The following is a 13,836-nucleotide window of genomic DNA, read 5'->3' on the forward strand; positions in this document are numbered from 1 at the left end:
GCAGGAGCTGGTGACCTCGCCGGCCAGCTGCTGGATCAGGCGACTGACCCCGGAGACCGAATCATATCCTTGCTCGGCGCTTGCATCGGTCTGGCGCGCCCTGTCAGCCGATTCGCCCACCAGTCGCGCCACCTCGCGGATCGATTGCTGTAGCGCGGTCGACTCTGCATCCAGCTCGGTCAGCGCCCGGCGTTGCGCCAGCGCCACATCCCGGCAGTGCTGGCTGATGCCGAGGTTATGGATGGCTGCCCCCGCGGTCTGCTCCGCTGTCGAGCGGATGCGGGCAATCAGCCCGGCAAAGGTTTCAAACAACTGGTTCAGCGCGCGCGACATGCTGCCGATCTCATCGTCGCCCCGCTCGGGCATGCGCTCGGTCATGTCCCGCTGCGCGGCGATACCGAGAATCGAGGCCGACAGCCTGCGCAACGGGTTGGCTACCAGCCGCGTCAACAGCCAGGACGCCACGGCTGCCAGCAAACCCATGCCCAGTACTGCGGATACTATGCTCAGGATAATGTCACTGCGCATGGAGGCCACGGCGCCATAGCTTTCGGCAAGGGATTGTTCGGTAATCAGGGCGTAGGTCACCTGGCCCAGCTGCAGGGGTTGCCAGCTCATCAATACCGGGGTGCCAAAGGGGTTGGGCAGCTGGCCGAGGCCCGACTCGCCGGCCAGCGCCCGCTCCACCGCCGCGCTGTTGAAGACATAGCGGCCGCTCAGCGCGGAATGACGGCGGATGTCCGCCGCCGCTTCCGGCGCCTGGGCGGACAGGTCCAGCCTCGCCAGTGCGGCATCGCCCTCGGTCAGCAGCGGCCGCGGCTCGGTAACCAGGCGCCCATCCGGGGCCACCAGGTAGGCGTCGCCGGTGCTACCCAGACCGATCTCCTCCCAGTGCTGGTCGGCCGTCATCAGGGCGGTGAAGCGCTCGGCAGGCAATTGCGCCACCAGGTAGCCAAGCGGACGATCCGGACTGTAGACCGGGTGGAAGACCGGCACACCGAAGAACACCACCTGCTCGTCGAAGTGCCCGGCAAACAGCGAGAAGCGGGAAACGCTGAACTCGCCGGCCTGTGGGTCATGGGCCATGGTCCTCACCAGCTCGGCCAACGCCGTCTGGGCGAAGGGGCCATCCGTCAGGGACGTGGCAAACACCGGTCCCTTGTTCACGCTATAGATGACCTCGTGGCTGGCCGCGTCGACCAACATCAGGTCGTGGTAGCCGTAGCGACGGGTTATCTCGCGGAAGCTGGGCTGGTAGCGTACATGTTGCTGGCCATAGATGGTCGCGTCCTGCGGGTCGACCATCTCGCCCAGCTGCTCGACCGGGTGGGGGTTGTCGGCCATGTAGGCCTGCTGCAGCAGTAGCCCTTCCAGCCGAATGTCCTGCACCCAATCGGTGACCGCTAGCCTGCCACCCCCGGTGCGCTGGTCATGGACCGGCTGGTACTGCTCCTGGTACCAGGCAGCCATGCGCTGGCGCAGTTGCTCCAGCGGCGGTGGGGTTACTTCATAGCGATAGGAAACAAAGGGGCGGACGAAGCCGTAGATGGCTTCCTGGGTCATGCGGCTGTTGGCGACGGAAAGCAGTAGGTCGTGATGACTCTGCAACTGACTGCTGACACTGCTCTGGCGGCCAGCGGCCACCGCCAGAAATTGATTCTCAACGCTGCGCCCGACCACCTCGGTGCTGCGATCGAGCGCCAACCATCCGGTAATGCCCGAGGACAGCACAACGGCGAGGATGGTCAGCAGGCAGGAGCCCAGCATCAAGCGGGTGGAAATGGTCATGGCAGGCAGCACGCAGCGGATGGAATGTGCGCTGCATGCTAGGAAAACCGGATTGCAGATTGATGACAAACCGGCAACTGGCCATTATTGGTTGCCGGCCTGTCGTGGTTACTCAGCGATTCAGTGCCATCAGGTTCCGATCTTCACTGGCCGGGCAGTTGATGAACTCGGAGGTGGCCAGCCAGTGGTCATCCGGATACCAGGAAAACATGAACTGGCCGCCCTTCAGGCTATCAACCACCATGCTCGCCACTTCCGGGCGTACCGCGGGGCAGCCATGGCTACGACCGATACGCCCATGGCGTTCGATCCAGCTCGGATCAACATAGTCAGCCGGGTGAATGACGATGGCGCGCTGCCGGGCCAGGTCGTTGATGCCCGGCTCCAGGCCATCCATGCGTAGGGAATAGCCGTGCTTGCCAAAGTAGCTTTCCTGGGTGCGGAACAGGCCGATACTCGACTGGTGGCTCCCTTCGACATTGGAAAAGGCGCTCGCCAGGTTATCCCCCGAGCCCTGGCCGTGGGCGACCAGGTCCTGCAGCAGCAGGGTCTGGGTCTCCAGGTCGAAGATCCACAGGCGTTGCTCGGTGGACGGCAGGGAGAAGTCGATCACCGCCAGCCGCTCGGCTGGCTCGGCACCGCTGCTGACCGCACACTGCATTGCCGATACGGCCGTATGCAGCACCCGCGGGTTCAGCTCCGGCGCCTGGGTGGCAAGAATCTGGGTAAGTGAGGTTTGCGGATAAGGCTGGACACTGGGATGGGTTCTGGCAGTTTCCAAGGCGGCCACAGGGCCGGTGACCAATGCAAGACAAGCAGCGGTCAGTACGCCAACACGGCGTAGACGATTGAACATCTGGTTACCCCTTGGCTCAAAAGGGAAGAGCCAAAATAAATATAAAAAACAGGTCACAACCCCGGCTTCTGGAAGGACCACGCGTGGCTTTGCCTATACTGCGTGAAGGCCGGATGAAGATGCGCCCCCCAAAATAGTGGTTGGGAGATTACCTGTTGTTCAAAAAATGTACAGTGCTATTCGTCAGTTGCCTAAGTTGGGCGGTCGTGCCCGCCCAGGCAGAATTCACCGTCGATGTTGCGTTGACGCCCATACAGGAAATGCTGGACCAAGACGTCGAGGCGCGCTGCCCCGGGTTGCCGCCGCTGCGCAGCATGCCCCTCAGCGAGGCGCTGGGCCAGCTCTATCAGGCCAATGGATACATCCCCGCCTGGCAGGACGAGGAGCGGCTGCAAGGCCTCCAGGAGGAGTTGCTGGAGCTTGCCAGCGATGGCCTGGAGCGGCGGGAATATGCCCTGGCCTTCGCCGAGCAGCCGGCGGATGTGTGCGCCGACCTGCGGGTAACCGCCACCTTCCTCCAGGCGCTGGAACACTTGAGTCGCGGGAGGCTGAACCCCGACGATCATGAGCCGCTGTGGCGACCGGACAATTACACCCCGCCCACGCGACCCAGCGTTGCTGAGCTGGGTGTCCTGGGCCTGGCCGATGTTACCCGTGCGTTTGATCGTGCCCGACCGACCCTGCCCCAGTATGGTGCGCTGCGCCGCGCTTACCGTGAATTGGATAAGGAGCCCGTCGCCTTCGCTCCCTTCCCCGAGGGGCCTTCCATCAAACCCGGGAACACCGACCCACGCCTGCCCCAGCTTGCCCAACGACTGATGCTGGAAGGTTTCCTGCCCTGGGAGGCGCCCTCTGCCGGCCCGCTCACCGACCCGGTCGTTCCTTACTCCGAACCGGTGCGCGCCCAGCCGCTGATCTACGACGACGCCTTGCAGCAGGCGGTGAAGGCATTTCAGCGGGCCCATGGCCTGCAAAACGATGGCGTTGTCGGCAAGCGGACCGTCGCCGCGCTGAACATCACCCCGCAGGACCGGCTGCGGCAGATACGCATCAACCTGGAGCGGCTGCGCTGGCTCGACGCCCTGCGAGGCCACCACGCCCTGCTGGTAAATTCTGCGGGGAGTTACGCGGTGGTGTTTGAAGGCAACGAAGTGCGTTGGCAGTCCCGGGTGCAATCGGGCACCGCCGACCGGGCTACCCCGCTGCTGGTGTCGCGCATCAACCGGGTCACACTCAACCCCAGCTGGACCATACCGCCCACCATCCTGCGCCAGGACAAGTTGCCGGCGATCAGGGCCAACCCCAATTATTTCGCCGAGCGTGACCTGCAGGTGCTGGATTTTCAGGGGAACCGCCTGGACCCCATGGGTATCGACTGGAACGCGCCCCAGGGGGTGATGCTCCGGCAGCCACCCGGGCCGACCAACCCGCTGGGGCAGATGGTCTTCCGCTTCGAGAACCCCTTTGCCGTGTTTCTCCATGACACACCCAGCCAGTCGCTGTTCGAGCGCGCCGCCCGTAACGTCAGCTCCGGTTGCGTCAGGGTGGAACAGGCCAGCGAGCTGGCCGACTACCTGTTCGATAGCCTGGATGCCGGTCAGCGCGGGCAGATCAGCGATAAGCTGGCCACCGGCAACACCCATGAAATCCGCATCAAGGATGGCCCCCAGGTGATTCTTGGCTACTGGACGGTGCAGGTGCTGGAAGACGGCAAGGTGCGCTATCTACCCGATCCCTATGCCATGGATCCAGCGCTCGGCAAGGCGTTTGTGGCGGCCACGACGGTGAACTGAGTCGTGAGCTGGTGCGCTGGTTCAGAAACCCAGCGCAGCCAGGCGGCCCGCGAGGGACTGCAGGATATCCAGACCTTGCACGTCGGTCTCCAACCAGGGCAGGCGGGGGCGCGGCAGTTGCTGCAGTTCGCTATCGATGCGCTGCAGATAGACCGCCTCCTGCGCGCGCCGGCGACGCAGGAAATCACCGTCCGCATCCTCGGGAATGACCCGGTTGACCAAGGTGGCCACGACCGGAATCCCCACCTCCTGTAAGGTCGCAACCGCCCGTACGGTTTCCAGAATCGGCAGCCGCTCAGGGGTCATGACAAACAGAAAGCCGCTAACCGTAGGATCCTCCAGCTTGCGCCGGGCCTGATGGAATAATCGGCGACGGTCCAGCAGGGTCTGCGCGATATCCCGCGTCCGCCGATCCAGACGACTTAATGAGTCTTCCCCGGGGTCGTCGAAGGGGCCGGCAATGTCGCGCCCGGCCTTGGGCGTCAGATGCTGGAGCACCTTGCCCAATTCGGCGGACTTGCGATTGTGCGACAGCAGGCCGTCGGTCCAGGCCGCCATGGCCTCCGGGAGCGACAGCAGGCGCAGGGTATGGCCAATGGGCGCGGTATCGAAAATGATCAGGTCGTAGGCACTGTCCGGGTCGTTGATCAACCGGGCAATACGCTCCAACAATGCCGCTTCCTGGGTGCCCGGAGACTGGCGCGTCAGCTGCATCTGGCGCCTGAGTTCGCCCAACATTTCCGGAGCGGCAAACCCTTCCATCTGCTGCATGACCCGCCGCAGATGGGCATCGACCTCAGCGTCCGGGTCGATTTCCATCGCGTCCAGGTCCGGCAGGATGCGCCGGGGCTTGTCGTCCAGCTGGCGGGCAAATACGTCGCCCAGACTATGGGCCGGGTCCGTCGATACGATCAGGCAGCGCTTGCCACGCTCGGCAGCGAGCACCGCCAGCGCGGCAGACACCGTGGTCTTGCCGACGCCGCCCTTGCCACCCACCCAGACCAGCCGGCGGTTCAACAGATCAAACATGCTTGTCTCTCAGCAACAGCGGAAGTGGTCGAGCGGCGAATGCTCCATGCCCATGCGCCGATGCCAGTCATGGAAGCGCTCCAGTAACAACGGCTGCAGCTCCAGGGTGTAATAGGCGGCCGGGTTGGGCACGCCCATCATCTCGGCGAACACCAGCAGCATGAAGAGGTCATCTTCGTCGCGCCGGGCACGCGCAATGGCGCCCCGGTAACGACTGCCGTAGGCCTCTTCGAGAAAGAAGCGGGCCTGGTCCAGCCAGCCCCGCTGCTTCGGGCCACGCTCGATGCTCACGGCTGTTCCCGGGCGGCGATCGCGCGGTGACGCTTCAGCGCCGACACACACTCCATGGTTACCAGGATCGAGGCGACCAGCACGACGATATCCAGGATCAGCAGGAAGTAGTTGCCCTGCTCGTAGAAGGTCCGCAGCTGCAGAACCAGTGCAATCACGGTCATGACCAGCACGAAGCACAAGGGCACCAGGGTGTACTTGATTGGCCGCCGCAGGTGCACCAGCATCACGGTGATCACCAGCAACGTCAGGCCAGCCAGCAACTGGTTGGTGGTGCCGAACAGCGGCCAGATCAGCATGCCGCCGGAGCCGTCCGCCCCGCCAGCACCGAAGGCCAGCAACAGGCAGGAGGCAATCGCCAGGATGGTGGCCGGTAGCCCTTTCTTCATCCAGTCGATATTGTAGATCTCGCCCCACTCCTGAAAGATGTAACGCTGCAGCCGCAGGCCGGTGTCCATGGTGGTACCGGCAAACAGCGCCGCCATCACCGTCAGCATGGTGGCGGCCAGCACATCCGACACACCCAGTGCATTGGAAATGACATAGGCCCCGCCCTGGACGAAGGCGGTCACCCCACCCTGCCCGAAGGCGGAGTACATCGCCTGCCAGTCAGCCAGGCTGGCAAAGCCCGCGGAGGCTACCAGGATGGCAGCCAGGGCCAGCATGCCCTCGCCCACCGCGCCAAAATAGCCAACGAAGCGAACGTCGGTCTCGCGGTTGAGCTGCTTGGATGTGGTGCCAGAGGACACCAGGCCATGGAAGCCGGAAATCGCGCCGCAGGCAATGGTGACAAACAACAGCGGGATAATCGAGGGCGTACCGGCAGGCACATTGTCATTGATCATCGGCGCGACCATGCTCGGGTTGAGCACCAGGATGGCGCCGTACAGAATCAGCAGGCCGACAAACAGCTGCAGGCCATTGATATAGTCCCGCGGCTGCAACAGCATCCAGACCGGCAGCACTGACGCAATACCAGCGTAGAGGAACAGCAACAGGATCCAGATGGCATTGCCGGAAACCCCGGCGACTTCGGCGGGCATCTGCAGCGGCACGGACGGCCCTAGCAGGATCAGGCCATAGAGCGCCGCCACCCCGACAATCGATACGGTAATCAGCCCGATCTTGCGGCGGTAGATCAACTGACCGACCACCAGCGCCACAATGATCGCGCCCCACACCGGCACCACCGCCGAGGGGAAGGACATCATCAGGTTGGCGATTACCACGGCAAACACCGCGTTGACCATCAACAGCAGCAGGAAAATGACGATCATGAAAATGCTGCGAGCCCGCTTGCCGACCACATCCCCGGTTAGCGAGCCAACCGAGCGGGCCTTGTTGCGGATGCTCGCCCAGATCGCCCCGGCATCGTGCACCCCGGCGAAGAAGATGGTGCCAAACACCACCCAGGCGAATGCCGGTGCCCAGCCCCAGATCACCGCGATGGCCGGCCCGACAATGGGCGCCGCCCCCGCCACCGAGGTGAAATGATGACCCCAGAGCACATACTTGTTGGTGGGGACGAAGTCGACCCCATCCTCCAGCTCATGGGCCGGGGTACGGAAATTCGGGTCCAGGCGAAAGATCTTTTCGGCGATGAATTTGGAGTAGACAAAGTACCCCAATGCCATCATCACCAGTCCTGCGAGCAGTACGATTACAGCGCTCATTCCAAGCTCCTTATTTTTATATGATCAGGGCGCTCAGCCAGAAGAGAACGGCAGCAGACATCATGATAGCCCACGATTGCGCAGCGGTAACCGGTTTTCGCAGGCGGCGACCAAGCCAGTTCGTTCGCTGCGTCTCAGAGCCAGCGCTGGCGCCGGAAGAACGCCAGCAGCCCGATAATGATCAGCAACATGACCGCCAGGACTGCCGGATAGCCCCAGGCCCAGCGCAACTCCGGCATCACATCGAAGTTCATGCCATAGATTCCGACGATGAAGGTCAGCGGCATGAACAGGCTGGCGAAGATGGTCAGCACCTTCATGATCTCGTTGGTGCGCTTGCTGACACTGGACAGGTACAGATCCAGCATGCTCACCAGCAATTCGCGGATGGTATCGATGCTGTCCATGACGTGGATGGTATGGTCATGCACATCGCGCAGATACAGGCGGGTTTCGTCGGTGATCAACGCGCTGTCGTCGCGGCTCAGCCGGCTGAGCACTTCGCGTAGCGGCCAAATGGATTTGCGTAGCAACAGCATCTCGCGCTTGTAATGATGAATGCGCGCGAGGGTGTCCGGACCGGGATTGGCGATAAGCTGGTCTTCCAGCGCCTCGACCCGCTCGCCGATGAACTCCAGCATCTCGAAATAATGATCAACCACCGCATCGAGCAGGGCATAGGTGAGGTAATCGGTACGCATGAAGCGGATACGCCGCCCCGCGCGTAGACGCTCGCGGATGCCATCGAAGACATCCCCGGGCCGCTCCTGGAATGACAGCACGTAATCGGACCCCAGCACCAGGCTGACCTGCTCCGAGTGAATCTGCTGGCGCGCTTCATCGAACTGCAGCATGCGCAGCACGATATAGAGGTAACCCTGGTAATCCTCCACCTTGGGCCGCTGATCGGTATTGAGGATATCTTCCATCACCAGTGGATGCAGCTCGAACAGCGCTCCCAGGGTTTCCACCACCGCCGCGTCGCTGACCCCGGCCACATTGAGCCAGCTGATTCGCCCGTCCTGCCCCTCCCGCCGATAGCCGGGCAGATCCTCGATCACCGACTCGCCCAAGGCGTCGGGGGTGTATTCGATCAATTGGATAGCCGCACGGTCCGGCTTGTGCTTGCCGATGTGCACCAGGGTGCCGGGTGGGGAGCCCACCTTGGCGCCCCGTTTCACGACCAGTTTGCGTGCCATGCTCGCTCCCGCTCAGCCCTGGGCCTGGGTGTCGAACCACTTGAGCTTTTCCCGCAGGGCGACCACTTCGCCAACGATCAGCAGCGTCGGCGGCTTGATCTCGGTCTGCTCGACCAGCGCCGGCATGCTCGCCAGGGTGCCGGTCAATACCATCTGGTTGGCAGTAGTGCCCTGCTGGATCAACGCCATCGGTGTGGTCGGCGTGCGGCCATGGGCGATCAGTTGCCGGCAGATTTCCGGCAGCCCGACCAGGCCCATGTAGAACACCACCGTTTGCCCGGGTACGACCAGCTCCTGCCAGGGCAGATTGGTACTGCCATCCTTGAGGTGCCCAGTGACAAAGCGCACCGACTGGGCATGGTCGCGGTGGGTCAGCGGAATGCCGGCATAGGCGGAGCAGCCGTTGGCGGCGGTGATGCCCGGCACCACCTGGAACGGAATACCATTAGCCGCCAGCTCCTCGATCTCCTCCCCGCCCCGGCCGAAGATGAAGGGATCGCCGCCCTTGAGCCGCAATACCCGCTTGCCCTCTTTCGCCAGCCGCACCAGCAGCTGATTGATCTCTTCCTGGGGTACGGCGTGATCGGAGCGGGCCTTGCCCACATAGATACGGTCGGCGTCGCGGCGACACAGATCGATGATGGTATCCGGCACCAGCCGGTCGTGCAGCACCACGTCGGCCTGCTGCATCAGGCGCAGGGCGCGGAAGGTCAGCAGGTCCGGGTCACCCGGGCCGGCTCCCACCAGATAGACCTCGCCCTGGTAGGACTGGCCCCGCTGCTGCTGTAGACGCTCGACCAACAGCTGCTCGGCTTCGGCATCGCGCCCGGAGAATACCCGCTCGGCAATATCACCCTGGAACGCGTCTTCCCAGAAGACCCGGCGCTGATTGATACCGGGAAAGGCGGCCTTGACCTGCGCCCTGAAGCGTTGGGCGAGCTGGGCCAAGCGACCCCAGGCGTGGGGGAACAGGGTTTCGATGCGGGCGCGGGTCAAGCGTGCCAGCACCGGCGCGTGGCCGCCGCTGGAAATCGCAATCATCAGCGGCGAACGGTCGACAATGGCGGGAAAGATCACGGTACACAGATCCGGCGCGTCCACTGCGTTGACTGGCAGATGGCGGGCCTGGGCCTCAGCGGAGACTTGGGCATTGATGTCCCGGTCATCGGTGGCGGCGATAACCAGCACCACCCCGTCCAGATCCTCGGTGCGGTAGCCGCGCAGATGACACTCGCCCTGGCCCTGGTCGCTCAGCTCGCGCAAAGCCGGTTCGACCTCCGGCGCGACCACCCGCAGGGCCGCCCCGGCCTCCCTGAGCAGACGCGCCTTGCGCAGGGCGACATCACCACCGCCAACCAGGAGTACCAGCCGACCACCCAACTGATGAAACAGAGGCAAAAAATCCATATGCATTTCTCCGAAATGAGCTGCCAGCGTCAGCTCCGGGTCGGCCCGCTACCGCCCGGGCGATGCGAGCGCTCCGCCGCCGATGGGTAGGAGCGCCGCCCGGCGCAATCAGCATTATCAGCCGATACGTTCCAGTCCGCCCATATAGCTGCGCAGCACCTCGGGCACGGTTACGCTGCCGTCGGCCTCCTGGTAGTTCTCCAGCACCGCGACCAGGGTCCGGCCGACGGCCAGCCCGGAACCGTTGAGGGTGTGCACCAGTTCCGGCTTGCCGGTTTCCGGGTTCCGCCAACGGGCTTGCATGCGGCGTGCCTGGAAGTCGCCACAGTTGGAACAGGAGGAGATTTCCCGGTATTTGTTCTGGCTCGGAATCCAGACTTCCAGGTCATAGGTCTTCACCGCGCCGAATCCCATATCCCCGGTGCACAGGGCCAGTGCCCGGTACGGCAGGCCGAGGCGCTGCAGCACGTCCTCGGCGTGACCGGTAAGCTCTTCCAGGGCGCGGTCGGAATCCTCCGGACGCACCACCTGCACCATCTCGACCTTGTCGAACTGGTGCTGGCGAATCATGCCGCGGGTGTCACGACCGGCGGAACCGGCTTCGCTGCGGAAGCATGGGGTGTGGGCGGTCATCTTCAGCGGTAGCTTGTCGGCATCCAGAATGCTCTGGCTGACGATATTGGTCAGGGACACTTCCGCCGTCGGAATCAGGTACAGGTCGCGCTGGTCTTCGCCGCGGGGCACCTTGAACAGGTCCTCCTCGAACTTGGGCAACTGGCCGGTGCCCAGCAGCGCCTCCGCCTGCACCAGGTAAGGCGTATAGACCTCTTCGTAGCCGTGCTCGTTGACGTGCAGGTCCAGCATGAACTGGGCCAGGGCGCGGTGCAGCCGGGCAATGGGGCCGCGCATCAATGCAAAACGCGCACCGGACAGCTTGGCCGCCGTCTCGAAATCCAGGTAGCCATACTGCTCGCCAATGGCGACGTGGTCCTTGACCTCGAAGTCGAACGCCCGGGGCGTACCCCACTGGCGCACTTCGACGTTGTCATCCTCACTGGCACCCACCGGCACCCCTTCCGCAGGCAGGTTGGGGATGCTCAGCATGATGGCGTCGAGCTCGGCCTGGATGCCATCGAGCTCCAGCTTGGCTGCACTCAGTTCCTCACCCATGCGATCCACTGCAGCCAGCAGCGGCTGGATGTCCTCCCCCCGCGCCTTGGCCTGGCCGATGGATTTCGAGCGACTGTTGCGCTCGGCCTGCAGGCTTTCGGTACGGGTCTGGACCGCCTTGCGGCGCGCTTCCAGTGACTCGAGCAGGTTGACGTCCAGCTCATAACCACGGGTGGCAAGGCGTTCGGCAATCAGTTGGGGTTGGCTACGGACCAGTTTTGGATCAAGCATCGGGCATCATCTTATGGTTGCAGGTTACAGCCTGGCGACTAGCGGGTCAGCATCAGGCCGGCCCAGGTGGCGATCAGGCAGCCGCACACACTGAGCAGGACATATCCCAGAGCCAGTAGGCCCTGGCCATTCTCCAGCAGACGCCAGGCGTCCAGCGAGAAGGTCGAAAAGGTGGTGAAGGCCCCGAGAAAACCGATCATCAGTCCCTGCTGCAGCAGCGGCGACAGCTCCGGGCGATCCAGCCACAGGCCGTATAGTACACCGATTGCCAGGCATCCGAGCAGGTTGATGAGCAAGGTCCCCAGGGGAAAGGCGCCGGGCCATAGCAGGCCGACCCCGGCGCCGATAGCGAAGCGGGATAAAGCGCCCAGCGCCCCACCCAAAGCGATGGCCGCCAGGGTGGTGATCACGTTTGGCCCCGGCGCTTGTTCGGGCTGGCGGAATCCAGCGACCGCAGATATTCGAGCTTCTGGCCGATCTTGAGCTCGAGCCCGCGGCTGACCGGCTGGTAATAGCGCCGCGGCTCCAGCTCCTCGGGGAAGTAGTCTTCGCCGGCCGCGTAGGCTTCCGGCTCGTCATGGGCATAACGGTAGCCCTGGCTGTAGCCCAGCTCCTTCATCAGCTTGGTCGGGGCGTTGCGCAGGTGCAACGGCGGCTCCAGGGACGGCTGGTTCGCCACGTCCTGCAGCGCCATCTTGTATCCCTTGTAGACCGCATTGCTCTTGGGTGCGCAGGCGAGATACACGATGGCCTGGGCTACCGCCAGCTCCCCTTCGGGACTGCCCAGGCGCTCCTGCACATCCCAGGCATTCAGGCACAGGGTCAGGGCGCGGGGGTCGGCATTGCCGATGTCTTCGCTGGCCATACGCACTACCCGACGGGCGATGTACAGGGGGTCGCAGCCCCCATCGATCATTCGCGCAAACCAGTACAGTGAGGCATCCGGGTTGGAGCCGCGTACGGATTTGTGCAGCGCGGAGATCTGGTCGTAGAAGGCTTCGCCGCCCTTGTCGAAGCGTCGGCGGTTGTCATTCAGCAGGTCGGCCACCAACGGCATATCGATGGTGCCGCCATCCTCCACCAGGTCGGCGGCAATCTCCAGTAGGTTGAGCAGGCGGCGCGCGTCGCCATCTGCCGCGCCGATCAGCACCTCCCGGGCGTCGGGGTCGAGAGTCAGCCGATGCGCGCCCAGCCCCCGCTCCACATCGCTCAGGGCACGTTCGAGCAAGGCTTCCAGCGCCGCCTGGTCGAGGGATTTGAGGACGTAGACCCGGGCCCGGGACAGCAACGCATTGTTCAGCTCGAAGGAGGGGTTTTCGGTGGTCGCGCCGATGAACAACAGGGTGCCATCCTCGACAAAGGGCAGGAAGGCATCCTGCTGGGCCTTGTTGAAGCGGTGCACCTCATCAACGAACAGGATCGTCTGCCGCCCGTTTTGCGCGGCGTGTTGCCGTGCCTGATCCACCGCCAGGCGGATATCCTTGACCCCGGCCAGGACGGCGGAAATCGTAACGAAATGCGCATCCGTCAGCGTCGCCAGGAGCTTGGCCAGGGTGGTCTTGCCCACGCCCGGCGGCCCCCAGAAGATCATCGAATGCAGCGCCCCCTGCTCCAGGGCCACGCGCAGTGGCCGACCGGCGCCGAGCAGGTGCTGCTGACCGGTGTACTCATCCAGGCTGGCCGGGCGCATGCGCGCTGCCAGCGGCTGATGGCGAGGGGTTTGCCCGGCAAACAGATCCATGTCACTCACTGATGACATCGACTCCGTCCGGCACCTCGAAGGTGAACTGGGCATCGCCCAGCGCCTGGTTCAGCTCGACGTTGCGGAACAGGATATTGGTCCGCTGGCCGACCGGGTCGCTCATCTGCATATCATTGATGACACCATTGCTGAACGACAACCGCAGGCTGTCGAACATGGAATCGGCTTCCTTCGGGGTCAGGGTGAAATCCTGCACGCTGCCGCCTTCGGTCCACTGGATGTCGAAGTTTTCCTGCAGCTGGCTGACATCGCCGGACAACAGCAGCGCCGGGGTATGGCTCAGGCGCTGGTCCATTGCCTGGATGGTGACCTGTTCCAGATCCGGATCATACAGCCAGATCTGCTTGCCATCGGAGACCAGCACCTGCTCCAGGGGCGGATCGGTATGCCAGCGGAATTTGCCGGGACGCTTGAGCGCCAGGGTGCCGGTGGTTTCCTGCAGGTTGGCGCCATTGGCGCTGAGGGTCATCTGCGAAAAACCGCCGGTCATGGTCTGGGCGCTGGACAGCAGCTCATTCAACCGTTTGGCGGCTTCGGCCTGGGCATCGGCCAGCGCCGCCAGGGGCAGCGCGGCGAGGCAGACGGCGGTGAGGGTGGAACGCAGTAGATTGCTGATCATCTTGGGGTGCTTGCTCCG

Annotated in this window: 11 protein-coding genes and 1 pseudogene; 1 reads left to right on the top strand and 11 read right to left on the bottom strand. The window is 63.7% G+C overall.

The genetic code is table 11. The annotated features are described in order from the left end of the window. Window positions 1-315 precede the first annotated feature (315 nt). A pseudogene (locus tag VG99_RS16485) lies at window positions 316-1,788 on the bottom strand (cache domain-containing protein); the annotation flags it as partial. A gap of 112 nt (window positions 1,789-1,900) precedes the next feature. Then, window positions 1,901-2,644, bottom strand: a complete 744-nt coding sequence (locus tag VG99_RS10015; protein WP_044499705.1) for a murein L,D-transpeptidase catalytic domain family protein — start codon at window positions 2,642-2,644, stop codon at window positions 1,901-1,903. Between the two features lie 260 nt (window positions 2,645-2,904). Here VG99_RS10015 and VG99_RS10020 point away from each other — a divergent pair, with 260 nt between their 5' ends. Continuing rightward, the gene (locus VG99_RS10020; protein WP_052508770.1) at window positions 2,905-4,437 is read left to right on the top strand and encodes a L,D-transpeptidase family protein; all 1,533 of its coding nucleotides are present in this window, start codon (window positions 2,905-2,907) and stop codon (window positions 4,435-4,437) included. A 21-nt stretch (window positions 4,438-4,458) separates the two neighbouring features. Here VG99_RS10020 and VG99_RS10025 read toward each other — a convergent pair whose 3' ends face one another. The 9 genes from VG99_RS10025 to lolA form a co-directional block, all read right to left on the bottom strand. Further along, complete coding sequence (locus tag VG99_RS10025; protein ID WP_044499706.1) at window positions 4,459-5,466, bottom strand: ArsA family ATPase; 1,008 nt, start codon at window positions 5,464-5,466, stop codon at window positions 4,459-4,461. A gap of 9 nt (window positions 5,467-5,475) precedes the next feature. Next, window positions 5,476-5,721 carry a cory-CC-star protein gene (locus VG99_RS10030; RefSeq protein ID WP_204216759.1) on the bottom strand — a complete coding sequence of 82 codons (246 nt, stop codon included), beginning with the start codon at window positions 5,719-5,721 and terminating at the stop codon, window positions 5,476-5,478. Between the two features lie 32 nt (window positions 5,722-5,753). Then, on the bottom strand, window positions 5,754-7,430 hold the full coding sequence (locus VG99_RS10035) for a carbon starvation CstA family protein (protein WP_044499708.1): 1,677 nt from the start codon (window positions 7,428-7,430) through the stop codon (window positions 5,754-5,756). A 134-nt stretch (window positions 7,431-7,564) separates the two neighbouring features. Continuing rightward, on the bottom strand, window positions 7,565-8,629 hold the full coding sequence (gene corA, locus VG99_RS10040; RefSeq protein ID WP_044499709.1) for a magnesium/cobalt transporter CorA: 1,065 nt from the start codon (window positions 8,627-8,629) through the stop codon (window positions 7,565-7,567). A gap of 12 nt (window positions 8,630-8,641) precedes the next feature. Then, window positions 8,642-10,036: a siroheme synthase CysG gene (gene cysG, locus VG99_RS10045; protein WP_044501571.1), complete on the bottom strand. Its 1,395-nt coding sequence runs from the start codon at window positions 10,034-10,036 to the stop codon at window positions 8,642-8,644. Between the two features lie 117 nt (window positions 10,037-10,153). Beyond that, window positions 10,154-11,437: a serine--tRNA ligase gene (serS, locus tag VG99_RS10050; protein WP_044499710.1), complete on the bottom strand. Its 1,284-nt coding sequence runs from the start codon at window positions 11,435-11,437 to the stop codon at window positions 10,154-10,156. Between the two features lie 38 nt (window positions 11,438-11,475). Then, window positions 11,476-11,847: a fluoride efflux transporter CrcB gene (crcB, locus tag VG99_RS10055; RefSeq protein WP_044499711.1), complete on the bottom strand. Its 372-nt coding sequence runs from the start codon at window positions 11,845-11,847 to the stop codon at window positions 11,476-11,478. Further along, a complete protein-coding gene (locus VG99_RS10060; protein ID WP_044499712.1) occupies window positions 11,844-13,178 on the bottom strand; it encodes a replication-associated recombination protein A in 1,335 nt (444 codons plus the stop codon). Before VG99_RS10060 ends, crcB begins: the two co-directional genes overlap by 4 nt. 1 nt (window position 13,179) lies before the next feature. After that, window positions 13,180-13,818, bottom strand: a complete 639-nt coding sequence (gene lolA, locus VG99_RS10065) for an outer membrane lipoprotein periplasmic chaperone LolA (protein ID WP_044499713.1) — start codon at window positions 13,816-13,818, stop codon at window positions 13,180-13,182. Between the last annotated feature and the right edge of the window lie 18 nt (window positions 13,819-13,836).

This window comes from Pseudomonas saudimassiliensis (assembly GCF_000939975.1).
GTDB classification, from domain to species: Bacteria; Pseudomonadota; Gammaproteobacteria; order Pseudomonadales; family Pseudomonadaceae; genus Halopseudomonas; species Halopseudomonas saudimassiliensis.

Bases quoted from the DNA above. Each gene is read 5' to 3' on its own strand.
- VG99_RS10015 (WP_044499705.1), bottom strand. From the start codon at position 2,644: ATGTTCAATCGTCTACGCCGTGTTGGCGTACTGACCGCTGCTTGTCTT.
- VG99_RS10020 (WP_052508770.1), top strand. From the start codon at position 2,905: ATGCTGGACCAAGACGTCGAGGCGCGCTGCCCCGGGTTGCCGCCGCTG.
- VG99_RS10025 (WP_044499706.1), bottom strand. From the start codon at position 5,466: ATGTTTGATCTGTTGAACCGCCGGCTGGTCTGGGTGGGTGGCAAGGGC.
- VG99_RS10035 (WP_044499708.1), bottom strand. From the start codon at position 7,430: ATGAGCGCTGTAATCGTACTGCTCGCAGGACTGGTGATGATGGCATTG.
- corA (WP_044499709.1), bottom strand. From the start codon at position 8,629: ATGGCACGCAAACTGGTCGTGAAACGGGGCGCCAAGGTGGGCTCCCCA.
- cysG (WP_044501571.1), bottom strand. From the start codon at position 10,036: ATGGATTTTTTGCCTCTGTTTCATCAGTTGGGTGGTCGGCTGGTACTC.
- serS (WP_044499710.1), bottom strand. From the start codon at position 11,437: ATGCTTGATCCAAAACTGGTCCGTAGCCAACCCCAACTGATTGCCGAA.
- VG99_RS10060 (WP_044499712.1), bottom strand. From the start codon at position 13,178: ATGGATCTGTTTGCCGGGCAAACCCCTCGCCATCAGCCGCTGGCAGCG.
- lolA (WP_044499713.1), bottom strand. From the start codon at position 13,818: ATGATCAGCAATCTACTGCGTTCCACCCTCACCGCCGTCTGCCTCGCC.